The sequence below is a fragment of the Corynebacterium sp. 212_CJEI genome, assembly GCF_001055915.1.
Lineage (GTDB): Bacteria > Actinomycetota > Actinomycetes > Mycobacteriales > Mycobacteriaceae > Corynebacterium > Corynebacterium jeikeium_D.
This window is the reverse complement of sequence record NZ_JVPT01000010.1, coordinates 15,148-40,635: the sequence shown is the minus strand read 5'-3', so window position 1 is coordinate 40,635 and position 25,488 is coordinate 15,148. Positions and strand designations below refer to the sequence as shown.

At 58.0% G+C, this 25,488-nt stretch carries 23 protein-coding genes; 11 read left to right on the top strand and 12 right to left on the bottom strand.

What is annotated here, in order from left to right:
• Positions 1-10 precede the first annotated feature (10 nt).
• From ADB02_RS01115 to ADB02_RS11705, 4 genes are all read left to right on the top strand, one after another.
• Positions 11-622 (top strand): SdpI family protein, encoded by a 612-nt coding sequence (locus ADB02_RS01115; protein WP_049170086.1) that lies wholly within the window; start codon positions 11-13, stop codon positions 620-622.
• A 71-nt stretch (positions 623-693) separates the two neighbouring features.
• The gene (locus ADB02_RS01110) at positions 694-1,677 is read left to right on the top strand and encodes a bile acid:sodium symporter family protein (protein WP_016421713.1); all 984 of its coding nucleotides are present in this window, start codon (positions 694-696) and stop codon (positions 1,675-1,677) included.
• Between the two features lie 108 nt (positions 1,678-1,785).
• Positions 1,786-2,916, top strand: coding sequence for a DUF695 domain-containing protein (locus ADB02_RS01105; protein WP_049189417.1), 1,131 nt, complete (start codon positions 1,786-1,788; stop codon positions 2,914-2,916).
• A 14-nt stretch (positions 2,917-2,930) separates the two neighbouring features.
• Positions 2,931-3,845 carry a hypothetical protein gene (locus ADB02_RS11705; RefSeq protein ID WP_053087271.1) on the top strand — a complete coding sequence of 305 codons (915 nt, stop codon included), beginning with the start codon at positions 2,931-2,933 and terminating at the stop codon, positions 3,843-3,845.
• A gap of 51 nt (positions 3,846-3,896) precedes the next feature.
• Here the strand turns inward: ADB02_RS11705 and ADB02_RS01095 are convergent, their stop codons facing one another.
• From ADB02_RS01095 to ADB02_RS01080, 4 genes are all read right to left on the bottom strand, one after another.
• Positions 3,897-4,247 carry a branched-chain amino acid transporter permease gene (locus tag ADB02_RS01095; RefSeq protein WP_049189416.1) on the bottom strand — a complete coding sequence of 117 codons (351 nt, stop codon included), beginning with the start codon at positions 4,245-4,247 and terminating at the stop codon, positions 3,897-3,899.
• Entirely contained in the window at positions 4,244-4,927 is a 684-nt protein-coding gene (locus ADB02_RS01090; protein ID WP_048733174.1) for an AzlC family ABC transporter permease, read from the bottom strand. The genes ADB02_RS01095 and ADB02_RS01090 overlap by 4 nt, the downstream gene beginning before the upstream one ends.
• Before the next feature lie 117 nt (positions 4,928-5,044).
• Positions 5,045-5,686, bottom strand: a complete 642-nt coding sequence (locus ADB02_RS01085) for a YqgE/AlgH family protein (RefSeq protein ID WP_016421725.1) — start codon at positions 5,684-5,686, stop codon at positions 5,045-5,047.
• The gene (locus ADB02_RS01080; RefSeq protein WP_016421726.1) at positions 5,686-7,128 is read right to left on the bottom strand and encodes a CCA tRNA nucleotidyltransferase; all 1,443 of its coding nucleotides are present in this window, start codon (positions 7,126-7,128) and stop codon (positions 5,686-5,688) included. Before ADB02_RS01080 ends, ADB02_RS01085 begins: the two co-directional genes overlap by 1 nt.
• 160 nt (positions 7,129-7,288) lie before the next feature.
• Here ADB02_RS01080 and ADB02_RS01075 point away from each other — a divergent pair, with 160 nt between their 5' ends.
• The 7 genes from ADB02_RS01075 (at position 7,289) to ADB02_RS01045 (ending at position 18,530) form a co-directional block, all read left to right on the top strand.
• Positions 7,289-8,146: an NUDIX hydrolase gene (locus ADB02_RS01075; RefSeq protein ID WP_193388741.1), complete on the top strand. Its 858-nt coding sequence runs from the start codon at positions 7,289-7,291 to the stop codon at positions 8,144-8,146.
• Between the two features lie 6 nt (positions 8,147-8,152).
• Complete coding sequence (locus ADB02_RS01070) at positions 8,153-10,690, top strand: hypothetical protein (protein ID WP_049189425.1); 2,538 nt, start codon at positions 8,153-8,155, stop codon at positions 10,688-10,690.
• 27 nt (positions 10,691-10,717) lie between these two features.
• On the top strand, positions 10,718-14,320 hold the full coding sequence (locus tag ADB02_RS01065) for a murein biosynthesis integral membrane protein MurJ (protein ID WP_049189415.1): 3,603 nt from the start codon (positions 10,718-10,720) through the stop codon (positions 14,318-14,320).
• 199 nt (positions 14,321-14,519) lie between these two features.
• Positions 14,520-15,119, top strand: a complete 600-nt coding sequence (locus ADB02_RS01060) for a sigma-70 family RNA polymerase sigma factor (protein ID WP_065421701.1) — start codon at positions 14,520-14,522, stop codon at positions 15,117-15,119.
• Positions 15,120-15,282: 163 nt separating this feature from the next.
• Entirely contained in the window at positions 15,283-16,221 is a 939-nt protein-coding gene (trxB, locus tag ADB02_RS01055) for a thioredoxin-disulfide reductase (protein ID WP_005511625.1), read from the top strand.
• Positions 16,222-16,614: 393 nt separating this feature from the next.
• A complete protein-coding gene (gene trxA, locus ADB02_RS01050) occupies positions 16,615-16,935 on the top strand; it encodes a thioredoxin (RefSeq protein ID WP_016421730.1) in 321 nt (106 codons plus the stop codon).
• Positions 16,936-17,345: 410 nt separating this feature from the next.
• On the top strand, positions 17,346-18,530 hold the full coding sequence (locus tag ADB02_RS01045; protein WP_048733139.1) for an N-acetylmuramoyl-L-alanine amidase: 1,185 nt from the start codon (positions 17,346-17,348) through the stop codon (positions 18,528-18,530).
• 26 nt (positions 18,531-18,556) lie between these two features.
• Here ADB02_RS01045 and ADB02_RS01040 read toward each other — a convergent pair whose 3' ends face one another.
• From ADB02_RS01040 to rpmH, 8 genes are all read right to left on the bottom strand, one after another.
• Positions 18,557-19,510 (bottom strand): hypothetical protein, encoded by a 954-nt coding sequence (locus ADB02_RS01040; RefSeq protein ID WP_049189413.1) that lies wholly within the window; start codon positions 19,508-19,510, stop codon positions 18,557-18,559.
• An 11-nt stretch (positions 19,511-19,521) separates the two neighbouring features.
• Positions 19,522-20,799, bottom strand: a complete 1,278-nt coding sequence (locus ADB02_RS01035) for a ParB/RepB/Spo0J family partition protein (protein ID WP_016421733.1) — start codon at positions 20,797-20,799, stop codon at positions 19,522-19,524.
• 21 nt (positions 20,800-20,820) lie between these two features.
• The gene (locus tag ADB02_RS01030; RefSeq protein ID WP_016421734.1) at positions 20,821-21,777 is read right to left on the bottom strand and encodes a ParA family protein; all 957 of its coding nucleotides are present in this window, start codon (positions 21,775-21,777) and stop codon (positions 20,821-20,823) included.
• A 278-nt stretch (positions 21,778-22,055) separates the two neighbouring features.
• The gene (gene rsmG / locus ADB02_RS01025) at positions 22,056-22,691 is read right to left on the bottom strand and encodes a 16S rRNA (guanine(527)-N(7))-methyltransferase RsmG (protein WP_231367212.1); all 636 of its coding nucleotides are present in this window, start codon (positions 22,689-22,691) and stop codon (positions 22,056-22,058) included.
• 320 nt (positions 22,692-23,011) lie between these two features.
• Positions 23,012-24,160, bottom strand: coding sequence for a membrane protein insertase YidC (yidC, locus tag ADB02_RS01020; protein ID WP_049189412.1), 1,149 nt, complete (start codon positions 24,158-24,160; stop codon positions 23,012-23,014).
• Between the two features lie 86 nt (positions 24,161-24,246).
• Positions 24,247-24,579, bottom strand: coding sequence for a membrane protein insertion efficiency factor YidD (gene yidD / locus ADB02_RS11205; protein ID WP_080969543.1), 333 nt, complete (start codon positions 24,577-24,579; stop codon positions 24,247-24,249).
• Positions 24,539-24,919 carry a ribonuclease P protein component gene (rnpA, locus tag ADB02_RS01015; protein WP_049170110.1) on the bottom strand — a complete coding sequence of 127 codons (381 nt, stop codon included), beginning with the start codon at positions 24,917-24,919 and terminating at the stop codon, positions 24,539-24,541. Before rnpA ends, yidD begins: the two co-directional genes overlap by 41 nt.
• A 20-nt stretch (positions 24,920-24,939) precedes the next feature.
• A complete protein-coding gene (gene rpmH, locus ADB02_RS01010; RefSeq protein WP_005511646.1) occupies positions 24,940-25,077 on the bottom strand; it encodes a 50S ribosomal protein L34 in 138 nt (45 codons plus the stop codon).
• Between the last annotated feature and the right edge of the window lie 411 nt (positions 25,078-25,488).

Here is a 25,488-nt window from a genome sequence, read left to right as displayed (position 1 = left end):
AATTGGAAGCATGATTGTCATCCCTGTAATTACCCTGGTTCTGGCTGTTTGCATAGCCGTTGTCGCTGGTTTGGCATGGTCGGCGAAGCTACCGGGTAATAACTGGATCGGAATTCGTGCGCCTGAGGCTCGAAAGTCCCAGGAAAACTGGGATATTACGCACCGCGTTGCCGGCCCGCCGTGGGCTGTGTCCGCTGTCGCTTTCCTCGGTGCCGCCATGCTCGGCTTCCTCGCCATCCGCCCGGAGGCCTCTGGTTGGATGTGGCTGTGGTACGCCGTCGCTCTGCTCGCCGGTATCGCCATGCTCGGCATTGGTGCGGCTATCGGCTCGCACACCATCGCGCTTTACGACGCCAAGGTCTCCGCCGAGTCCGGCTCCGGTTGTGGGTGCGGCGACGGTGACAGCGGCTGTGGCTGTGGCTCCGCCGCCACTGATGCCACCGACACTGCGGCTGATGATGCCTGCTGCTCCGACAACCCGGCAGCAGACTGCGGTGTCTCCGGTGGCTGCAGCTCCTGTGGTCTGGAAGGACTGTGCACGGACAAGGGCTCATCCGCGAATGCCACTTTCAAGCCTGTGGACAAGGATGCGCTGCGCAAGGCAGCTGAGCAGAAGAAGTAAAAAATTATTGCAGAGAAAAGCTTCTGCAAAACAGTAAGACAACCTCTGGTTGCCCACTAAGCTATTTGTCCATGTGGCAACGAATTGTGAATTGGCGTCCAGATCCCCTCATCGTCGGTATCGTTGCTGCAGCGATACTGGCGATTATTTTTCCTGCAAGCGGCACTACCGCTGAGGTTTTCAGCTGGGCCACAAAGATCGCCATTGGCTTCTTGTTCTTCCTCTATGGCGCGCGCCTGAGCCCGCAGGATGCGTTGGCCGGTGTTAAGCATTGGCGGCTGCACATAACCATTCTGGCTTTCACATTCGTGCTGTTCCCAATCCTCGGCCTGCTGATGAAACCCCTGGATTGGATTCTTTCTCCTGGCCTCTACCTGGGCATTTTGTACATGACGCTGGCACCGTCGACGGTGCAGTCGAGTGTGAACTTCACCTCCATCGCCAAGGGCAATGTCGCCGGCGCAATCGTCAGTGCCTCGGCATCTAACCTGCTGGGCATTGTGGTCACACCGGTGCTGGTGATGCTGTTGATGGCCACCGGCGGCGGCATTCATGTGGATTCGTCGGTGTTCTTGGATATCTCGCTGCAGTTGCTGCTGCCATTCGCAATCGGCCAGCTCACTCGCCGTTGGACCCTGAAGTTTGCCGCCGCGAAGACGACTAAGAACGTTGACCGCCTATCTATCGCAATGGTCGTTTACGCGGCGTTCTCCGAGGGCATGGTGCAGGGCATCTGGTCGAAGGTGCCGGCAGGAGACATTGTCATCCTGTGTGTGCTTTCGGTCGTGCTGGTGGAATTCGTTTTGCGGTTGTCCGGATTCATCGCAAATAAGATGGGCTTCGACCGCAAGGACCGCATTGCGATTCAGTTCTGCGGTTCGAAGAAGTCCCTGGCCACCGGTCTGCCCATGGCTGCCGTTATCTTTGGTGCCGATGCCAGCCTCTACATTTTGCCGCTGATGATTTTCCACCAGATTCAGCTGATGATCTGTGCGGTCTACGCCGCTCGCTGGGGCAAGGAAGCAGAAGCTGAGCCGGAGCCACAACCCGCTTAACGCGGTCTAGCGCATGGACCCGAGGGGCGAATCCGGCTTGGCACATATACTGGGGCGCACAACATATGGTTCGGTTTTAAACGAGCAAACGAAAGTGTGAGATTCAGCATGGCTAACGAGAATCCGGCTCCGTTCTCCCCGGAACAGCGCGCCGCAGAAGAGACCGCAATCAACGAGTTCTGGTCGTGGTGGAACTCTTTTGGCGCCGATGCGCTCGACTCGATGTTTAGTGTCCAGCTCGGTATCGATGGTGCTCCGAATGCCGCCGATGTGGACATTATTGATGTCCAGAAGGAGGTCGGCGGCCGCATCGCCGCTATTAATGACCGGCTCATCTGGGGGTTTGAGGCTGGCGCTCCGTATTCTCGCCACCTTCTGACTGTTAGCGCTGCCGGCGATCCGGAGCTGCGTCCGGTCGCTCGCCGTTGGCTGGAGGCCGCGCCTGACGACGGCGCGGTGTGGTCTTTCACCGACCTCCGTCAGGCGGATCCGGCGATGAAGCTGTCGCTGGGGGATGTCGCGGCCACGTTGGTTGCACAGGGTGCGCTCGAGGCCGATGCTCCGGCCGAGGTCGATCCGGCAGACGCACGCGTGGCTGTTAGCAGTGGTCATGGGGCAGTGGACGTTCGTCTATTCCACCCGCTGTTCCCGGCAATTGCTCAGTTGGAGGACGGTGAGCGCTTGGTAGCTCAGCTCGGTTTCACGCTGCTGCAGCTGGCTCTGGGGGAGGAGGACTTCGGCCTATGGCTGCGCGGCTTTGCCTTCGCTGGCGAGGAGCCGGAAGGTGCTATCCCGCTACCGGAGCTGGGCGGTGTCGTCGAGCAGCTCGCGGAAGAGTGCCCGGAGTGGCTCACCATTGATGCCGAAGCCAACGGCCAGCCACTCGTCGTCGCTACTCGCGCGCCGATTACGCAGCTGGTGAGCCCGACTATGACGCAGCATGTGCTGATTCAGCTCATGCTCGGCAATATTGATGACAAGGGCTTGCCGACGGACGAATCGAAGGAATCCCTCTCCGAGTTCAATACCGCTGCCGCTGAAGCCATCGCTGAGGACAAGGGTATTTTTGTTGCAACTGAGCAATCCGATGGCATGGCTCTGATGCACTTCTTTATTGACCCGGCATCTGATGCGGAGGCGGGTCTGCGAGCTGTTGCGGAGACGTGGACCGAGGGAGAGCACGTCGTCGATACCGCTTACGATCCAGCTTGGCAGCGCGTCGGTCACCTGCGCGTGTAGATTGGTTTTTTGTTATGAACGCTCGTCATCGTCTTACTCCACGGCCTTCCCGCGCGATTCGCATGGGTCTTACCGGTGTCATCGCTGTCACCAGCCTTCCGCTGGCAGCTGGAAACGTCGCTGCGGCTCCGCAGCCAAAACTGACTCCGCAGGGCACTATTGATGCTCCGGGGCGAACCCAGATCAGCTTTACCCACACCCCAAGTGGCACGCACTACGGTACGGCGAACGAAAATGAGGCTCGTCCGGGGCTTTCGATTGTCAAGCTCTACATTGCGGACTACGTCTTCAAACATGGCACAGAGGCGGACAAGGCGAAGGCCACAGAGATGATTCGCTACTCCGATGACAATATCGCCAGTGAGCTCTATGGCCGTTACCCGGATTCCATCAACGCCACTGCGCGTGAGTACGGCCTCAGCAACACCCACGGTGCAGATCACTGGGGAAATTCAACAACGTCCAGCGCGGACACTGTGAAGTTCTTGGAGGCCAAGAAGCGTGAGAACTCTTCTGACCCGGTGCTGGTTGCTATGAGCACCGCGTCACCTGTGGCAGCGGATGGCTACCGTCAGGATTACGGCACCGCCACGCTGCCGGGTGTTATTGGCACAAAGTGGGGTTGGTCCGATGACCGCCAGAGCGTTCACGCCTCGGCATCCATTGGACCTGACTTCAGCGTCGCTGCTAACACCTACGGCACGAAGGAAACTCACACCAGTGATGTTCAGAATGCCTTCGACGGCACGCTGGGCACTCCATCGCTGCCTGGCCTGCCCGACAGCCCGAGCCTGCCGGACATCCCAGGCGTCCCGAACCTGCCCGAGAGCCCGAATCTCGGCGAACTACTGAATCTGCCGGAATCCCCGCAGCTGCCCCAGATTCCGGGACTACCGGACTTCACTGGTCAGGTACCGGCACAGTTCTAGCCACTGCCGCTAGCCACTGGTCCGCTGGCACCGTCCCACACACAGCGCACCTCACGCGACAAGGTTCACGAGGACCATATACAGCGCCGTGCCTACAAAAATCGAAATCACGGTGTTACGCCGCCACCAGTGCAGGCCAATGGTGACCACCAGTGCTACGGGCACGGCCCAGGCAGCGCCGGGGTCGCCACTCTCACCGCTGAGTCCTAGCCGCCCGAAGACGGTGTAGGCAACCAACGCCACCATGACTCCAACCGGCATGGTCGTGCCGAGGAACTCGAACAGGGGAGACCCCTTCAGAGTGCGCACGAATGCAAACGGCAGCGCACGCAGCGCAAGAGTCACCGTACCCATCGCAAAGAGCGCGGCAAGCACATAGCCGGAATCGGGCATCGCGGTCATGCTCGCTCTCCCTCCGTTACACGCTGATTGCTTGCCGACGTCATGCGCATCACCCGATCCACCCGCGGTGACCACACGCGCAACAGCAGCAGGCCGAAGTACATCAGCAGTCCGATAACCAGCATCTGGTTCGGGTTAATCAGCCAGCCCACCAGCGTGCAGACGATAGCGGACAGGGGCAGTGACCAATCCTTGGAAGTCTCAAACGCGTCCATGGCCAGCACCGTAAAGAGCGCCACCAGTGCGAACTCGGCACCGCGGATACCCTCGGGCAGTGCTGCGCCGGTTAGAGCCCCGACAATACCGGAGCCCACCCACAATAACTGGCAGAGAATCTGAATCGTCAGCAGTCGGTGGCCCGACATCTTTTCGTCCGCATTTGCCGCAGAGACGATGGCATACGACTCGTCGGTAAGCGCGTATGTGGAGTATGCGCGACCGAGACGAGACTGTATCCGGTCGCGTGGGAACGTCAGCCCATAGAAGACGTGGCGGAAGTTGACCATAAAGGACGTCACAGCACAGCCGAGCAGACCCGTATGCGCCATAACCAGGCCGACAGCGAGGAACTCCATCGACCCCGCGTAGACCACGAAGGAGAAGATGGGTGCCCACCACCAGCTAAAGCCAGTTTGTGCGATGAGCAGGCCGAATGCGAGCCCTAGCGGAATGAGTCCCATGCCCACGGGCAGTGTCTGCCGGATGCCGGCAGCTATGTCGCTGCGGTCGCCAGTTGCTGTGGTTGTGGCGCTACTTCCTTCAGCGCTGATTCCTTCGGTATTGATGTGCTCACTCATCTAGTTGTCACGTACATCTACGGGATAGGTGCCATACAGTGGCAGCGGCCAGGGCTGACGGCGCATGCAATCACCCCAGATGTCTGCGGCAGCAGGCGCGAGTACATCTGAGGGCAGGGCAGGGGCGACGTACCAGTCACCGCGCTCGAGCTCGTCTTCCAGCTGCCCCGGATCCCAGCCTGCGTAACCGGCGAAGATGCGTGCGCCATCTATGCGGTCGCGTACGCCCTCCGGCTCCGCACCGAGGTTGACCAGCGCAAACCTGTGAGCGATGCGTTCCATCAGCGGGGCACCGGTAATACTGTCGGTCTCCTCTGGGAGGGTGGCACCATTTCGCACCACACCAATGCAGATTGGCTGTGTCTGGTTGACCGGACCCCCGACGTAGAGCACCGGCGGCTTGGCCATCAGCGGCGCCCAAGGCTCGAGCACATTGTGCACCGGCGTCTGCGAACGCTGTGTGAGATCGACACCAAGGGTGCCGTGTTCATCGTGCTCAATGAGGAAAATCACCGAGCGGGAAAACTCCGGCGAGAGCATGCCGGGTGCTGCGAGCAGCAGCATACCGGCAGCCGGGTCGTTGCGCTCGAGGCTGGTAAAAAGCCGGTCGCCGTAGAGATTTTCCGGATTAATCGATGCCATTAGCTCTCACTTTCGCTTTCAGCCTGCTCACCGGACTGCTCGTACCACCATTTCTTCAGCGCCAAGATAGCATCTTCACGCTCCAGCGGACCGGACTCCAATCGCAGCTCTTTCAGGTAATTCCAGGCCTGTCCGACTTCTTTGCCGGGCTTCAGGTCCAGAATTTCCATGATTTCGTTGCCATCCAGGTCGGGGCGGACGCGTGCGAGGTCCTCCTGCTCGGCGAGCTCCTTGATTCGCGCTTCCAGGCTGTCGCAGGCTCGTGCGAGGCGTGCTGCTTTACGACGGTTTCTCGTCGTACAGTCGGCCCGCACGATTTTGTTGAGTCGTTCCAACAGATCTCCGGCGTCGTTGACATAACGTCGCACCGCCGAGTCCGTCCACTTGCCTTCGCCGTAGCCGTGGAAGCGCATGTGCAGGTAGACCAACTGCGAGATTTCGTGGTTGGTCTTCTTCGGGAACTTCAGTTTCCGAAGGCGGCGTCGCACCAGCTTCGCGCCGACAACTTCGTGCTGGTAAAAGGTGACGTTTCCCTGCTCGTTGTAGGCACGGGTAGCGGGTTTGCCGCAGTCGTGCAGCAGTGCCGCCCAGCGCAGTACGAGGTCCGGTTCACCGGGTTCTTCCTGGTCAATAGCTTGCCGCATGACCTGCAGAGAGTGTTGGTAGACATCCTTGTGCTGGCGGTGTTCATCCTGCGTCATGCGCATGTCGGAGATCTCCGGCAGCACGCGGTCGGCCAACCCCGATTCCACCATCAGGTCGATACCTCGGCTTGGGTCCGCACCCAGGATGAGCTTGTTCAGCTCGGTGGAGATGCGCTCGACCGTGATGCGGTCAATTTCGCTGGACATTTCCTTCAGCGCTTTGAGCACACGCGGTGCCACGTCGAACCCCAGCTGGGATGCGAAGCGGCAGGCACGCAGCATCCGCAGGGGGTCGTCGCCAAAACTGACCTCCGGCGCCCCCGGGGTGTCCAACACACCCGCGACAAGATCCTCGAAACCTCCGAGCGGGTCGAGGAAGGTGCGGGTGCCGTCACCGTGGAGCTCCACGGCGATGGCGTTACAGCGGAAATCACGGCGGATTAGATCGCCCTCCAGCGTGTCACCGAAAGTGACCTCCGGATTCCGGCTGACCTGGTCATACGTATCCGCGCGGAAGGTGGTGATCTCCACCTGACGGCCATGCCGTTCCGCGGAGAGTGTGCCGAATTCAATGCCGGTATCCCAGACAATGTCCGCCCAGTCATCGAGGATTGCGCGTGTCACCTCCGGGCGCGCGTCGGTGGTGAAATCGAGATCCACGCCCAGTCGCCCTAAGAGAGCATCGCGCACAGAACCGCCCACGAGGTACAGGCGATGGCCAGCTGCACTAAACGCGGCTGCCAGCGAATCGAGGATCTCCGACTCCTTGGCGATCGCCTGATCCGCCACTGCCAGCATTGCCGTCCTGCGCACCTGTGGGTCTGCGTCAGCAGTCGCCGGAGTAGCACCGTGAGGTGTAGTCCCCCCGGGCTGGTCACCATTTGTCGTTGAAGGAGTCGATTGTGTCACGACCGACACAATACCCGCTTATACCTATAAACCCGGTAGTCTAAGTGGAATGAACAACGTGGTACGCAATGACAACTCGGCGGCGAAGAGCCGTCGACGTCGTCGGCGACCGCGCAGAAGGGGTGGCGTTTCCTCGTCCACCAACACTAGCAACGCTACTACCAGCGGAAATTCTGCGAAACGTAGTGGCTCCGGTGCCAATGGCCCCCAAAAGGCCAAGCCAAACTCCGGTGGCGCCAAGAAATCTTCCAAATCACCGAAGTCGGCACGACCCTCGAAGCAGTCGAACAACCGCGGTGGCCGTAAGAACGGTCAGGATAGGAACAATCGCCGTCGTCACGCACAGACGAAGCGCACAAACAATCGCCGTGCGCACTCGTCGCGCGCGCAAAATGCAGCGCCGATGCAGACCTCGATTGAGACTTCGGCGGGCGGACTGGTCGTCTCGGGTCTGGCCGAGGCGGTCGGCGAGGGCGGCAAGGTCGACCTGTCGCGGATTTATGTCGCGCTGATTGGTCGGCACGACCGCCGCGGGCGCCTGCTGTGGTCAATGCCCAAGGGCCATGTCGAGCCCGGCGAAGCTTTCGATTCCACCGCCGAACGTGAGGTGTGGGAAGAAACGGGCATTCGCGGCGAGGTCATCGAGGAGCTCGGTGTGATTGACTACTGGTTTGTCTCCGATGGCACGCGGATTCACAAGACCGTGCACCATCACCTTCTGCGCTACGTCGATGGCGATTTGAACGACGAAGATCCCGAGGTCACTCAGGTCATGTGGGTCCCGGTAGACACCCTGGTGGAGCGGTTGGCCTACGCTGACGAACGCAAACTGGCCCGGCGCGCGCACAATCTGCTGCCCGATCTCGCCCGCGCGGAAAAGCGAGCAGGCCGGCAGACGCCGAGGTGATTGCGCATGTTCAGGTTGCAGTTGCCAAGGAATGTTGTTCGTAAAGTCACGGCCGCCACCGCAGCGCTCATACTGTGCTTGCCGACGGCCGTTGCGCCCCCAGCTTTTGCGCAAGATGAGCAGTTGTGGGGCAGTGGTACCAATCGAGTCGGTGAACAGGGACCCCTTCGGCTTTCGATAACCAGCTTCGCTCCGCATGTCGCGGCTCTACATTCGACACTGACCATCAAGGTGCAGGTGCACAACACCTCCAACGCGGATATCAGCAATGTTGCGCTGCGCCCACAGCGGGCCGGCGCACTAGCTTCCTCTGCAGATGCGCAGACGATTCTCGCTGAGCCTGAATCGGTGTTTGATGTGGCTGGTACCTTCAGTGCCCCCATCGAGCTGAAAGCGGGCGAGACGCGTGAGGTTACGCTAAGTGTTCCTATCTCCGCACCGGCCCCAGAAGGACTCGACATCACGGAAGCCGGCACGTTTCCGCTGCTCATCAACGCTAACGGGCAACCGGAAGATGACATCGACCGCCTGCTGGCGGAAACACGCGCACTGCTACCGGTGACGGATTCGCAAGCTGCAGGTGATGAGCCGGAACCGCCTGCCGGTGATGAGAACGACAACGATGAGACCGACAATTCCGATGCGCCCACCCGCCGCGACCCAGTGCCGTTTTCGCTGATTTGGCCCATCAGCCAGCCAGTGCCAGTGGTCGGCGGTGAGACCGGTGACGCACCCTCGTCGCCGAATCTCATCCTCACCGACAATTCTTTGGCCGAGTCTCTCGAACGCGGTGGCCGCCTCGACGGTTTGCTCACCTCGTTGGAAAAAGGCTTTGCCGGCCCCGATGGGGAGAGATTGCGGGAATCGACATGCATCGCCATCGACCCGGAGACCCTCGATGCAATCTCCCGGATGACCCGTGACTACTGGATTGGCACCAGCCGCCCAAGTCCTGTCGAGTCCTCTCCACGACTGCGGGATTCCTGGGGAAACGCGGATGACACCAATCTCACGCATATGCCCGCCAGCGACAATGCCGCCGACTGGCTTAACCGGCTGCACGATCTCACACAGGACACGTGCACACTGTCACTGCCGTGGGGCGGCACCGATGCCAGCGCCGTAGCTCGCGTGGCGGATCAAGAGCTTTCCATGGAGGCACTCGCCGCTGGTCGGCAGACCATCGCCAAGCATTTGGACGTTCAGACACTGCCGGGTATCTATTTGCCCGCCGAGGGATACGTAACGTCGGAAAGCGCCCCGCTGTACTCGGCGGCGACAGCTCTGAACGGAACCACTCCGGAGCGCGCATTCGAAGACCGCGTAGATACCGGCGAGACGATGCCTCCCTCGCCCACTCCACGCGAAGCCGCGCACGACACCACCGTATTAGTCGCGGACAACACCACTATCACCGCCGATGGTCAGACACTACGGCCTGGCCACAGTGGCGTGCTTGCCGACGGTAGCCGCGCCTTCGCCCTCTCTGGGGCACTGACAGCCTCTCTGGCTGTAACAGGACGGTCTCCCCAGACTGTGGCGTATTCGAATCTGCTGGGACGCTACGATTTCCGAATCGACTCCGAGGCTGCACGGATGCAGACAGCGATTGGCACTCTGTTCCAATCACTGACTGATTCGGATGCCCCTCGCGCGGCTGTAGTGGCAGCACCACCGTCCGGTTGGGATCCACACGCTAGCGACGCTGAAGATTTCATGGCCGCGGTTCGGAAAGCCGTGGACGCTAACCTGGCTGAGCTAACTCCGCTGATGGACTCCATCACCGCCGCAGCTCGTGACCTGGATGCGGGCTCGGTTACCCCAGTTGACGAGCTCGCCGATCCCGCGCCAGTGAGTGAGACGCTCGTGGAGAAGGCTCAACTGGCCTCCCGCGAAATCACGGACCTGACCACAATCATGTCCAACGATCCCAATGTCGCACTGACGCGGTATGAATTCACCCGCCCCCTGCGGCACGACTTGCTGCGCTCGTTTACAACTCTCGGCCGGCGAAATCAGCTGCAGTCACCTGACGTGCAGCGGCGGAGCGAAGAACTCAGCGACCAGGCACTGATTATGACTCGACGCCTGCGCAATTCAGTGACGTTGGTAGCTCCCGGCGGTGTCTACACCCGCGCAACGCAGCTGTCGCCGATTGCGGTGCTGGCTCGCAATGGCCTGCCGCTGCCGGTTCCCGCGTTCGTGCGCGTCGGCGCTGGAGATTCGGTGATGGAGGAGAAGTATGAGGCCGCCATCCCCGCCAAGGGGTCGGTGACTGTTCAGTTCACTCCGAAGTCGGGTGATGATGCAGAATCCACTCCGGCGACCAATGCTCCAGAGGGAGACCGGCCACGGGATAGTGGAGACAACTCCCACAACCTGTTGCTGTGGCTCGAATCACCTGGCGGCACGCCGATTTCTCGATCAGTGAGTATTTCCGTGCAATCGGGCGCTTCGGTTGGGGTTTTGGCTATCGTGACCCTCGTCATCGTCACTGTTGGTGGGTTTTTTGCCGCAAAACGGTCTCAGTACTTTCGGAAATAGACCCCCTTTTAAGCAACAATAGGACATGTGACTGACTCAGACGCGCATAAATCTGGACTTCGAGGCCGCATTCGTCGCCCCGCGCCACCGGCCCCAGTTCCGGCGGCGCGGCCAACGGCTGAATCTCAGCCGGCCGAAGCGGCCCCGGACCTAACTCGCGTATCCGGCCATAAGGCAAATGCCGATACCGCCGCTGACGCGATGACGGAATCGGCATCACCATCGCCAGCAAAGGCGGCAACTGCGACAGCAACCGCTTCCAGCGATTCCTCCGCAGGCTCGACGGCGGACGCAAATCAGGGACAGTCGAACTCGGACATCGTCGCCTCCACGGGCTCGATGGCAATCGCTACCCTGATTTCGCGCATTACGGGTTTTTTGCGAAACCTGCTCATCGGCGCGACGCTGGGTCCGGCTGTGGCTTCAGCCTTCAACGTCGCCAACACACTGCCGAACCTGATTACGGAAATCGTCCTCGGCGCGGTGCTGACTTCTCTGGTGGTGCCGGTGTTGGTGCGCGCGGAGAAGGAGGATCCAGATCACGGTGCCGCCTTCATTAGACGTCTCTTGACTGTCTCTATGACGCTGCTGGCAGTGGTGACGGTGCTGGCAGTGATAGGTGCGCCACTGTTGACCAGATTGAGCCTTAACGAGGCCGGTAAGGTCAACGTTCCGCTGGCAACGTCCTTTGCGTTCTTATTATTGCCGCAAATCATCTTCTACGGCATATTTGCGCTGCTCATGGCGGTGCTAAACACCAAGGGAATCTTTAAACCCGGTGCGTGGGCACCTGTCGCTAACAACGTCGTGGCCATTGCCACGCTCTTGCTATATCTGTTCCTGCCCGGCCAATTGAGTCCGGATTCGGACGGTTCACTCTCCGATCCGCACATCCTGCTTTTGGGTCTTGGTACCACCCTGGGTGTCGTCATTCAGGCAGCCATCATGATTCCCTACCTCAAGCGCGCGGGCATTGATTTGCGTCCGCTGTGGGGTATCGACGACCGCATCAAACAGTTCACCGGCATGGGTGTCGCGATTATTACCTACGTGGCAATTTCCCAGGCTGGTTACTTCATCACCACCAATATTGCCTCGACTGCCTCCAAGGCAGCGCCGACGATTTACCAGCAGGCTTGGCTGCTGTTGCAGGTGCCCTACGGCATCATCGGAGTTACCTTGCTGACCGCCATCATGCCGCGACTGTCCCGCAATGCAGCCGATGGCAACGATGGGGCAGTGGTCCGCGATCTGTCCATCGGTACGCGCCTGACCATGATTGCGCTGGTGCCGATCGTCGCATTCTTCACCGCATTCGGCCGCCCCATCGCCGTCGGTCTTTTCGCGTATCTGGAGTTCCCCCGCGAAACCGCAGAGATTCTCGGTTGGACGCTGTCCTTCTCGGCGTTCTCGCTTATTCCATACGCCATTGTGCTTTTGCACTTGCGTGTTTTCTACGCCCGTGAAGAGGCCTGGACCCCGACTTTCATCATCCTCGGCATTACCACCGTCAAGGTGATTCTGTCGTTCTTCGCTCCTCGTCTGGCTTCTGACGATGAGACCGTCGTCGTGTTGCTCGGTGCCGCCAACGGTTTCGGTTTCGTCGCCGGCGCGGTAATTGGCTTCTTGCTCTTGCGCCGCGCTCTCGGACACTTGGACAGTAAGGCGACCATCCACACCGTGCTGTGGGCACTGGGGGCGTCGCTCGTCGGTGTCGCCGTCGCCTGGGGCGCATTCGCATTGACCGACCTTGTGCTGTTCGATTTCTTCGGTTCCTTCGGCGTGCTGCTGCAGACCATCGTCACCGGCGTGGTCTTCCTCATCGGTACCGGCCTGGTGCTCGCTCAGGCTCCATTGGAAGAGGTCCGCGTTCTGGGCGGCTTCCTCGGCCGCATCCCGGGTCTACGCCGCTTTGCTCCGCAGCCTCATGCAGCCGACAATGCCGTCGCCGACCGTGAGGATATGGAGCGCGAACGTGGCTTCGCCGCTGATGCTTTCTCGATTGCCCCGTCGAACCTGATCGGCGAGGCCACGGGTCTGGCAAACGAGGGCTTCACCGCTTCGCCGCTGCTGCCGCCGATGCCGACGCAGGGTTCTCGCCCAACCCGCTATGTACCCGGCGAGATGGTCTCAGGTGGTCGTTTCCGTCTGCGTTCTGAAGTCGCGACCTACCCAGGTCTGCGCCTGTGGCGCGCCATGGATATGGGCGATCCCAACAACTCAGATGTCGCACTCGTCTTCGTCGACACGATTGCACTGCCGTACTACGACACTTCGCCATCGGTTGCCGCCCAGAAGATTGCCACGACGACCAATGAGCTGCGTGACCTGGCTGGCACCGGGATGTCCCACATTCATAGTGTGGCGAAGACACGCACCGAGGTGCTCATCGTCGCCGACTGGACCAGCAGTATCGGTATTGAGCGGTTCGATCAGGCCGCCCACCCGGATGCCCTGGCACTCGCAATAGCATCACTTGCCGAGACAATCGCCGACGCCCACGAATCTGGACGCTGCCTTGGCCTGACAAACAAGCCTGGACAATTGCGCATCAGCAGCGACGGCCACATCTACGACGCTTTCCCCGTCGTTTTGCCCGATAGCTCGCAACGTTCGGACTACAACGCGTTGCTTTCTGTCATCGACGAGCTGTTCTACAACTTGCCAAATATCCCCTCCGATATTTCTGCTGCCATCGACCGCGCGAAGCAGGTTCGCCCGGAGAACTTCAACCAAAAGGAGTCGCCAGCTCGCACACTCGCGGAGGATTTGCGCACTGCAGCGCTCGGCCCCGACTCTTCGGAGTTTCTCGCAATCGACCCCGACACCGGTGCGCGCGAATCCGTCGATGCCGACGGTGCAGCCCAATCAAACGCTCACCACACCAAGAATCGCACCCGCGCATTCAGCACCGGCGCAGTCGTTGTCGGTGTAGTCATTGTCGGTGCACTTGTCGCCGCGGGCATCTTTGGACTGGTTAACCGTTCCTCGGACGCACCGATTAACTCCGAGTCCGTACGACGCGGTCCGGCTCCGGTCACGACGCTCTCGCTTGCCGACGCTAGCGAGTGGCAAGCCGACACCGACAACCCTGCAGCAGGTCCGGACAATCCGGACATGGCTGAGCTGACCATCGATAATGACGAGGAAAGCTTCTGGGTAACTTCTACTTACCTCAGCCAGTTCGGCAATCGTCCAGAGGACTTTAAACCTGGTGTTGGTATTCGGGTCACTCTGGATGAACCGGCAACCATTCGAGAGCTTAAGGTCTCTGCGACCCCGGGCGCACACATTGAAGTTCGCGGCCTACGCGATGCTGACTCGACAAACTTGGATGACACAACGGTTCTCGGTAGCGCAACCGCCATCTCAGGTACGACAACTATCGAAATTGATAGCCGCGACACTGAGTGGAAGAACCTTGTTGTCTGGATCTCCGGCTTGCCGACGGCTGCGGAAGCGGTAGCCGACAGCAACTCAGACACTGATGCTGATACGAATGCTGATGCTGAGTCGCAGAATTCCGATTCGGACAACCCACTTGTCGGCGACCGCAATCTGGCTGAGCAATCCCCGGATTCGTTGCTGCCAGTTGCAATTGGCGATATCCAGGTGCGTGGTACGGAATAACGCTCTGAGCTTGCCGTAGGCGGCAACAGTTCAAGTTGTCCCAAGTTATCCACAGCTACTGGGACGTTTTGAAATTCATCCACAGCCCGCGGTCTCCACGGCAGTTTTGCCAAGCGGAGAGCGCGGGTTTCGTGTTTGCATAGGAGCCATGAACTTTGGGGGAAGAAATCGAATTGGGGACAGTCACCGTAAGGCCCGCATGGGTCGGCGACTGGGGGATTGTGGCGTCGTCGGTATGCAAAAGCATGCATCTGCGGACGAGGTCGATCGTGAATTATTGAAGGCGCACCTGGCGGGGGATCGTCGCGCGTTCGCGGTGTTGGCACGGCGTTATTATCCGCAGTTGGTAGCAATGGCGCGGCGCTATCGTCGGGATGATTTCGATCCCTTGGATGGGGTACAGGAGGGGCTGGCGCGGGCAATTGCGGGGGCGGCGAGCTTTCGCGGGCGTTCAACGGTGGCGACGTGGCTGACGTGCATCGTGAAGAATGCGTGTATTGACCACAACCGCGGTCGTTTCGGGGAGATCCCTCTCTGCGATAAGGAGGAGGATTTTGAGACGTTTATGAGTTCACAGCCGATTCCCTGCCCGGATGTTCCGCTACGTGTGACTATGGCCGCCGCATTGGAGCAGCTGCCAACGGATCAACGGGATGCCCTGTTGTACTTGGACATCTTTGGCTATTCGCTGCAGGAGACTTCTCGCAGTATTGGGCAGCCGAGCGGGACGTTGAAGTCTCGGCGGGCGCGGGCGCGTCGTACGCTTCGGCGACAATTGGAAGAAGTGCAGGTGACCTAACAACTGCGGAGCAGGGGAGAGGCTGGGGGAATAGAGATGGCTAACCTCACGTTGGTTGAAGTGGCTGGTTCCGGTAACTTCTTTCCCGGAGCTGAAAAATTGCTTACTACTGAGCATCACTGTGCGCCATGTGATGTGAGAGATAAAAATTATAGGAGTCTTCATGAGCGATATCGTTCACGACCTGATCATCGTCGGTTCCGGTCCCGCCGGTTACACGGCTGCCACCTACGCAGCCCGTGCCGACCTGAAGCCTGTGGTGTTCGAGGGCATCGAGTTTGGCGGTCTGCTTATGACGACTACCGATGTGGAGAACTACCCAGGTTTCTCCGAGGGCATCATGGGACCAGAGCTGATGGATCAGATGCGCGCACAGGCAGAGCGCTTCGGCGCTGACCTGCGCATGGAGATTGTCGATCGCATGGATCTCACCGGCGATATCAAGTCTGTCTGGGTTGGTGAAGAAGAGCACAAGGCTCACGCTGTCATCCTGGCAACCGGTGCCGCCCCGCGTTATGTCGGCGCTCCGGGCGAGCAGGCGCTGCTTGGTCATGGCGTCAGCGCCTGTGCCACCTGTGATGGTTTCTTCTTCCGCGACCACGATATTGCCGTCATCGGCGGCGGTGACTCCGCAATGGAAGAGGCAACCTTCCTTACCAAGTTCGCCCGCTCGGTGACGATTGTCCATCGCCGCGATGAGTTCCGTGCGTCGAAGATCATGGTCGAGCGCGCGCAGAACAATGACAAGATTCGCTTTGCGACGAACAAGGTTGTGTCCCAGGTTCTTGGTGAGGACAAGGGTTCGGTTACCGGTCTCGAGCTGGAAGACACCGTCACTGGTGAGAAGTCCGTCCTGGATGTGACTGCCATGTTCGTAGCAATTGGCCACGAGCCACGTTCGCAGATGGTTCGCAATCAGCTGGATTGCGATGAGAATGGCTACATTCAGGTAGCCGCTCCGAGCACCCAGACCTCTCTCAAGGGCGTCTTTGCGGCGGGCGATGTTGTTGACTCGCATTACCAGCAGGCAATTACCGCCGCTGGTTCTGGCTGCAAGGCTGCGCTGGATGCTGAGCACTACTTGGAAACTGTTGCTCGGTAGATGACAGCAGGGCAGTCGCACTAGCTGGATAAACACCTAATAGTTGGGGTATCGCAATTGTTGGATAAGCCCTACGATTGCAGATATCCAACTATGGGGAATATCCGATAGTCGGTAAGCCCAATTGTTGTTAGCTGTAGCTCAATCAGGGTGCAGCGGGACGTGTTATAGCCCGGTACGCCCCGTACTCATCGAGCACTTGCAGCGTTCTCAAGAACACCATTAATTAACAATTTAGTACTTCACTCGCACCACCGGAAGCCCTAATTTTTGACGCCTTGAGCGCCAAATCCGTACGCGAGGCTGAAGAAGCTAGGTTGAAAAATTAGAATCAAGACCACAAAACAAAACCACTAAGAACTCAAACGAGCTCATTCTAAGGAGAAGAATTTCATGGCTCCGGTAACCGTCACCGCCAACACCTTTAAGTCCGATGTCCTCGAATCCGATAAGCCGGTGCTTGTTGATTTCTGGGCAGAGTGGTGTGGCCCGTGTAAGAAGATTGCTCCCGTTTTGGACGAGGTTGCGACCGAGCTCGATGGCAAGGCCGTCATCGCCAAGGTCAACGTCGATGAGGAGCGTGCACTGGCTGGCATGTTCCAGATTATGTCCATCCCAAGCCTGCTCCTATTCAAGGACGGCAAGAAGGTCGAAGAGATTCGCGGAGTCCGCCCGAAGGGCGAAATCACGTCGCTCATCGAAAAGCACCTTTAAAAGAACTTGGGGTTGCTCCTTATCCGATACGAGGTTACGACTGCCCACCCGTCACTTCGCTACTGCCACCTTCGTTGGACACACCCCATTATGATGTGACTGAAGTTGTGGTTGTGATTTAGAGTTAGTCCTGGGGTTCTGCCGTCGGGCTAGCCGACGCGCCCTCGTAACAATCAATTCGCGCCTGCGACCTGGTAATCTTGCTGGAAATGGCGGTTTACGTCTTCCTTAATACCGTGAAGGAACCAGGTTGCCGCCAACTTGAGAGGTATTGCTGACCATATCCTCTGAGAGTGCGCGGGATTTCTTAACTGAAGTTTCGTTTAGCTCACTGGCCAGTAATACTGATTAAGTGTTGTGAGGACCCACAACGGCCTAAACATAATTGTGGAGTTCGGAAGGGAGTTTTCGTGCCAGAGTTTCTGAAGGTGGGCGATAGGTCACCTCGTGTAGCCGAGGTACGTTCTACCCTGGCTCGTCTTGGGCTTCTGCCCAATTGGGAGGGCTCAGCCGCGGAGGAGAACTCGCCTCAGTGGTCTGGTGACGATGACCTCTTTGATGAGGACATGCGCAACGCTCTTCTGGCGTTCCAACAGTCCCGCGGTGTCTATGCCGACGGGATTATCCGCGACAGCACCCTGCGCCTACTGCGAGAAGCCTCGTACACTCTGGGCACCCGCGTACTGTCCTACGATCCACTGTCACAAATGACCGGTGAGGACGTAGGCGTTCTCCAAGCTACCTTGCAGGAACTCGGCTTCCACGATGCCCGAGTAGACGGCCACTTTGGCCCGAAGACCGATGCCTCTGTACGTGAATACCAGCTCAATTACGGGCTGGAGCCCGACGGTATCTGTGGTCCCGTTACTCTCCGGGCGCTCAGCTACTTGGGCAGGAGGGTTACTGGTGGCTCTGTAAACGCCTTCCACGAGAAGGAAATACTGCGCACGATGGGGCCGAAGCTCTCTGGAAAGCGCATTGTCATTGATCCAGGTCTTGGGGCAGGGGAGCCCGGCATTGTGGTCGACGGCCCTTACGGTCAGATTTCTGAAGAAGAGATTCTTTGGGATTTGGCCTCTCGCATTGAGGGTCGCCTTGTCGCGGCAGGTGCAGAGACTATTCTGTCTCGTCCTCGTACCGACAATCCGTCCATCGAGGATCGCGCTGAGATGGCCAACGCATTTGGCGCTGACGTCTTCATCTCCCTGCAGGCTGACCACTATCACAACAACCGCGCCAGCGGTATTGCGACCTTTTACTTTGGCTCGATGAAGGGCTCCAACTCCATTCTGGGCGAACAGCTCTCTGGCCTTATCCAGCGAGAGATTGTTGCCCGTACGAGCCTGGTAGACTGCCGCTCGCACGCCCGTACCTGGGATCTCCTCCGTCTGACCAGGATGCCCACGGTGGAAGTCGCCGTTGGTTACCTGACCAACGAGGATGACGTCGCAATTCTTTCTTCCCCAGATCAGCGGGACGTAATTGCCGAATCTATCGTTGTCGCTGTAAAGCGTCTGTACCTGGGCGATGAAGAGCAGCAGCCAATGACCGGCGCTTACAGCTTTGCGCAGCTGATTGAAGAGGAAAAAGCCTAAACACGGCTGACCAATGAAACCCAGCGCTAAAGACTGAACAGCTTTGAGCGCATAAAGGGTTCTTTCGCACTTAGATCCAACGCATGGCCGATTTCTTCGTCCCAGTCCAATTCCGCATCCAACTCGATACGGAGTTTCGGATGAATCGGATGTGGAGTCACCACCCGAAACCCGGAGTCAAGAAGGATTCGCGTACGAATCAAATCACCGGCGTTATGGTTAATCGCCGCCAACGAATCTGAAATACACGGCTTAGGATTTAGCTTTTCTTCAAGTTGCGCTTCGAAATCAGCGATTAGGTTCTCCGTACCGTCGTCAGGCGTTGGCGACGACGGCGTAAATGCCGACATAGAATCCGCCGTGCCACTGCAACCAAACGCTTCTACCGCTGAAATCCCGCGCAGCGCGAGCTTGTGCAGAGCGGTCACAATGAGCACGCGGAGCATGTCATCGTCAACCTCTAAAGCGTTGTAATGCAGACTCGTCAGCGCAATCGCATCCGGCGATATTGGTCCGGAAGGCATGGAAAATGTCGTCGGGCAGAAGCGTGGCGGAGCAAAGAGCAGCGTGCCGACGGTCTCAGGTTTCCCATCGATAAGTGATGCCGGTGGCTTTCGTCGTAGCGAATATCCGCACGGTCCCCAGGAAAGGTAGACGGTATTGAGCCATGCTTCCTTCTCCAAGCGCACCTGGGCGGCTAAATCAGGGCTTAAATCGCCATTTAAGAGGCTTTCACTAGCTCCGCCTGGCCGAGTAGGGGGTTGGCCGTCCGAATGCTTTAAATCACCGTTAGGCGCTTCATCCTCTTCTGGCGTGCTGGGGTCCAAATTAGGTTCGCGCGGCTCAGTCGAGAACTGGGGTAGGGCAGTTGCTGTACGGATATGCTCCATGCCCTGTTCCCAAAACAGGCTTAACATCGTCTCTGGATAGATTCCCTCGATGTCGGCCAGCGAAATTTTCTCGATGAATACTTCAGTCACAGTAACCGGGTTTACTCTTCGTCGAGATGCATCAGTGACATGATGCGATCAAAGTCCTCGAGGTTGCCGAATTCGATAACGATTTTGCCCTTACGCTTGCCCATCTGGGCAGTCACCTTCGTATCAAAAGAATTGGACAGGCGGTCAGCCCAATTGTGAAGGACCTCCGGCTGCGGAGTGGGCTCACGGTGCTGCTTTTTCGGTCGCTCGCCGGCATTGAGTAATGTCACTGCTTCTTCGGTCGCACGGACGGATAGTCCTTCAGCAACAATTCGCTCGGCGAGGCGCTGCTGTTCTTCCTTACCTGCCTTAACTCCAAGCAAGGCACGTGCGTGACCAGCCGACAGAACACCGACCGCTACTCGTCGCTGTACCTCCACCGGCAACTGCAAGAGTCGAATCATGTTGGTAATAACGGGCCGCGAGCGACCGATTCGATCCGCCAGCTCTGCCTGAGTTACACCAAACTCTTCGAGTAGCTGCTGGTACGCAGCGGCCTCTTCGAGTGGGTTCAGCTGAACGCGATGGATGTTCTCTAGTAGGGCATCGCGAAGCATGTCCTGGTTTGGAGTATCGCGAACGATGGCGGGAATCGTGTCGACCCCAGCTCGCTGAGAAGCACGCCAGCGACGTTCACCCATGATGATTTCAAACTCGGGTTGCGGCGCGTTCGGATCTTCCTTGCGCGCTGCCTCGAGTGCGGCCGCACGACTATCCTCAGAGATTGGTCGTACGATAATCGGCTGCAATAGACCGAACTCACGAATAGAGTGAGCGAGCTCATTTAGGGGCTCCTCATCGAAGACCTCTCGTGGCTGCTTCGGGTTCGGCGTGATCAGCTTCAAGTTGATCTCGCGATAGGTCGCGCCAAACTCGTTTGCGGCCGAAGCGTCAACATCGGTAGCCTCGGCGCTGCCATGGTCCGCTGCTCCCGACGTCGTCGAGGGCAATGTTTCACGTGAAACATCACTAGACTTACCAATAACCTTATCGTCACTGTGACGTTTCTGCGCCTCATTGGTATGAGGTTTGCTCTGGCCGGATTTTGCAGATTTTCCGGCGTTTTTGCCTTCAGTCAACGAGGTGCCGGATCCCGTCGCGGCTGCCCCCAGTACGTCGGCAACTCCGCTACTTCCAGGCTGCTTCGTCCCCTGGGTACGGCGGGGACCGAAGATAATATCCGCGGCACTCTCACCTACCGAGGGGTTAGCCGCCGGAGCAGTTGGGATCAGCGCGGCGATACCGCGACCGAGCCCTCCCTTGCGGTTCTCCTTTTTTTGATTCGACATCGGTAACTACTCCTAGTGGCTTTAATTTGTCTCAGTGGAATTGGACGGGGTAGGGGAGGAAGCTGGTTTTTGCCCAATCGCACTTCCACCCGGAACTGCGGAATAGTCGCCACGCGTTGCCAATTCCTTCGCGGCGTCAAGATAAGCAACTGCGCCCCGAGACCCTGGATCGTAGGAAATTACGGTCTGCGAATATCCCGGCGCCTCCGATACCTTCACGGATCGAGGGATGAGATTACGTAGCACAACCTCACCGAAGTAGTTACGAACCTCATTGGCAACTTCTTCCGAAAGCTTGGTGCGGCCATCGAACATAGTGAGCAGCACAGCAGAAATATGTAGCTCCGGATTGAGATGCTGACGAATCATCTGCACGTTATTCATCAGCTGAGTCACACCCTCCAAGGCGTAAAACTCACACTGAATCGGAATCAAAACCTCGTTGGCGGCAGTCATCGAATTCAGAGTCAACAGACCGAGCGAAGGAGGGCAGTCAATAATGAGAAAGTCAAAGCCGTTGTCAATCAGGTACTGATCTGACACTGCATCGAGAAGTCGGCGCTCACGGTTCAGGAGCGAGACCAGCTCAATCTCGGAGCCCGCCAAGTCCAACGTCGCTGGCACACAAAAGAGATTCTCAGATTCAGGGGAACGCTGGATGACATCGTCAATCTGTAGTTCGCCAATTAGAAGCTCATACGTCGACGGGGTCCCGGAAACATGCTCAATCCCCAGGGCCGTAGAAGCATTTCCCTGCGGGTCATTATCGATGACTAGCACCTTGAGACCATGCCGCGCGAGCGCCGACGCGATGTTGACTGCCGAAGTGGTCTTGCCCACGCCACCCTTCTGGTTGGCGATAGTAATACGGCGCGGGCGTTCGGGGCGTGGAAGCGATAAACGGTTCGGGGCCTTAACTTGCGCTGCCCGTTGAGCTGCCGCAGCGATGGGTGTGTCTTGCCAGGACTTCCGGCTCATTAACTATTCCCCTTACAAGCACAGCAATCACCAATCATGGCCACTGGAGTGCGAATAAAAACTTAGTAACTATCTGCAAAAGCGTAATCATCAAGCCCCAACAAGCGTTAGACGCCGACGATTGTGGAAATGTTTCACGTGAAACATCCACCTTGGCCGGTAGGACTTTGCCATACCGCGATACTTATCCCACTCTAGCCCGACGGCACTACGCGCCTCAATGTCGAAACCAAAACACAAGCGAACCGGCAGTGGAGTAGGGGAGGGGGACTTACAACCTACTTCTTCTGAATAATCACGGCGTACGTCGAAGTTCCCAACACGGAACCGCCAACCTCTACAACGCGGGGATTAGTTCCCTTCGCCTTGGCAATAAGCTTTGCGTCCCGATCAATCTCCTCTTGCGCAGTTCCACCCTTCAGTGCAACCATCGCGCCTCCGGATTTAACTAAAGGAAGCGACCAGCCCGCCAATTTCCCAAGAGGGGCAACAGCGCGAGAAGTGACGACATCTACTTGGCCAACCTCAGCGCGAACCACTTTCTCCTCAGCGCGGCCGCGAACCACGGTCACATTGTCCAGCTCGAGATCTTCCACAACTTCGTTCAAGAAAGTCGTACGGCGCAGCAATGGTTCTACAAGAACCACCTTCAAATCTGGTCGTGCAAGAGCAAGCGGAATCCCGGGCAAGCCTGCCCCCGAACCAATGTCCGCAACTACAAGCCCTTTGCCTATCGCTTCTCCAACTACCGCAGAATTGATAATGTGCCGATCCCACAGCTTTGGAGTTTCACGTGGCCCAATCAAACCTCGGACTGTAGCCTCCTCAGCCAACCATGAGTGGTAGCGGTATGCTCGATCGGCATTCCCTCCAAACACGGTATCTATCACCGAACGCAGATCCGCATCGACCAAACCTGCGGAGGCTTCTTGATTATCGACGTCTTTCGCGGAGTTACTCAACAGTTCCACTAACCTTTCCAATGGGGCAGCTGTGCCGTCACCCGTCGAGCTTTTCATTACCCCTAGTGTACGACAGTGCAACAGCGATGTTTCACGTGAAACATTGATCAAAGTTGGATGCCAAACTCCAGGCCCCGGAGAAAATTACATGCCTGTAATAACAGTGACGTTGTTTGCTCGATAGAGCACGAAGGCAAGCAAAAACGCCCCGCATCAACTGCGGGGCGTTTCGATTAATTAACTTATGTAGACGAAGGGCGATTCCACTTCAGCTATTTCTTTTTCCGCTTCCGGTTCTTCCGATTTGCGGGTTTCTGTCCTGGCGCTGGCTTCGAGGCTGGGCCCTGCTGTCCCTTCCCCGAATTACCATCCGGAAGATGGCTAGAAGCCTTGTTCGCTGCAGAGGCCTGACCGGACTGCGCCTGCTGCGCATTCTGCGCTGCCTGACGCTTGCCACCCTTCTTCGGATTGATTGGCTTCTGGCCAACCTTCGGAGCGAGCTTCTCCTGTGCCTCGCGCTTGGCAGCCTTCTTAGCTGCGACAGCTTCCTTCTCTTCCTCATCCAGCTTGCCGAAGATGTAGCGCTGCTGGAAGTAGGTCCAGACGTTGTTAGTCACCATGTAGACAAGAAGACCGATGTGCCAGAAAGCACCGGTAACAAGAATCATGATCGGGAAGAACCAAAGCATCATCTTGTTCATCATGTCCATCTGCTGACCCATAACGCCTTCCTGGCGCTTCACCAGACCGGCTTCCTGGCGGGCACGCGTGCGGTCAACAGACATGCGAGCGTTGAAGTGCGTTGCAAGTGCCGCAATAACAATCAGCGGAATGGCAACGATCATGATGTCCATGCGGGTGAAGTCCGCAGGCGTACCAGGCACAGTAAAGGCTGCGTATTGATCCTCGCCCATACCAACCGAACTGGACAGTGGAGCATTGAGCACACGAGCCAGCAGGAAGGACCGCACCTCATCTACACCGAAGACGTAGTTAGGCGTATTCCAGTTCTGCTCCACCGACATGCGAAGCGCATTGCCCGTCGTACCCGTTCGGTTGAACGAACGCAGCACGTGGAAAAGGCCAATGAACACAGGCATCTGAACCAGAATCGGCAAACAGCCGCCGAGCGGGTTGACACCCATTTCCTTCTGTAGCTGGCGCATAGCAAGAGCCTGAGCCTGCTGATCGTTCTTGTACTTCTCCTTGATGGCCTGCATCTCAGGAGCGAGCTGCTGCATCTTGATGGCAGAACGCTGCTGGTTCAGCATCGGCTTAAACAGGAGGATACGGATGGTGACCACAAGCAAAATAATGGCCAGCACCCAGGAGATACCCGAGGAGGGATCGAATAGGAAACCTGAGGCCTTATGCCAGAACCACAGGATGGCCGAAATCGGCACATACACGAAATTGAGCACGGTCTAAGATCACTCCGTTCTTTAGGGGACAGCGCACTCGCGCCTTCGTCTACAAAGCCCCGTCAAAGGCTAAGCATTACTAGAGGTTACCTGTGCATTCGCCTCAACCACGAACCCAGGCCGGGGAATGTGGCAGGAACTGGATCCCAGCCACCCGGATGCCAGGGTGCGCAACGGAAGATGCGCAAGAAAGTCAGCCACAGGCCACGAATAGCTCCGAAACGGCGCACAGCCTCAAGACCATATGCGGAGCACGTCGGTTCAAAACGACATGTGCTCGTGGGCTTCAGATTAGAGATACGACGGCGGTAGAAGAGAATCGCCCTCTCAGCCACACGTGCGCCGGGGGTCTGAGCGAGGGGGCCGTCGTCAAGCGAATTAGCGCCGACGTTCGTATGTGGCGAGTGCCGATTGCACATCGTGGGACAGCTCCTGGCTGGTGGCTGTGGCAGATGCAGGCAGCGCGCGAACGACAATGTCCATGGTGGACGGAAGATTCTGCGCGGCCGCGGCCATAACATGGCGGAGCCTGCGGGATACAGCGTGACGAGTCACGGCGTTGCCCACAGCTTTAGATACGACAAGACCGACACGCGGACCACCAAACCTGGCAATCTGCGTATCGGTCTTATCTTCACCGCCAGAAGCGGCGGTGTCACGAATATGCAAGACCAAGGTCTTGCGTCCGATTCGGCGTCCACGTCGTACGGTGACCGTGAAGTCACGCGAAGAACGCAGCTTATTGCTCTGAGGGAGCACCGAAATCGGTGTCCTCTTGCTTAAGCGGACAGGCGGGCACGGCCCTTGCTGCGGCGTGCTGCCACAACGGCGCGACCGGAACGGGTACGCATACGGGTACGGAAGCCGTGCACGCGTGCACGACGGCGGTTATTCGGCTGGAACGTCCGCTTCGACACGGTTGACACTCCTTGAAACTCAAACGACCACGAGTCCACGCTGAACACACCGCAGTAAACTCCTCGCTTCGAGTGCGAGGCAGCGATGCGTCTGACGCATTCCCGTGATGCACGGAAAAATTACTTACCGACAGATTGAAAGCTACATGCGTTCTGTCGGGTCCAAGCACAAGCTCGGACTCATATCTCAATGGATATGAAACACCCAGATAGGTTACGTCGAATCGGGCGAGAAATTCAAATCAACACGCCGGATTTACCTGGAGAATCATTTTCCAAGTTTTCCGACGGTACCGATGTTGACCTGTGGAAATACTGACCTATGCACTGCAATCCACAGGGTGTTTATCCCATTAGCTGTGGATAACTTCCACACCATGAATCACAGCGAGCAGGGGAAATAACGTGTTT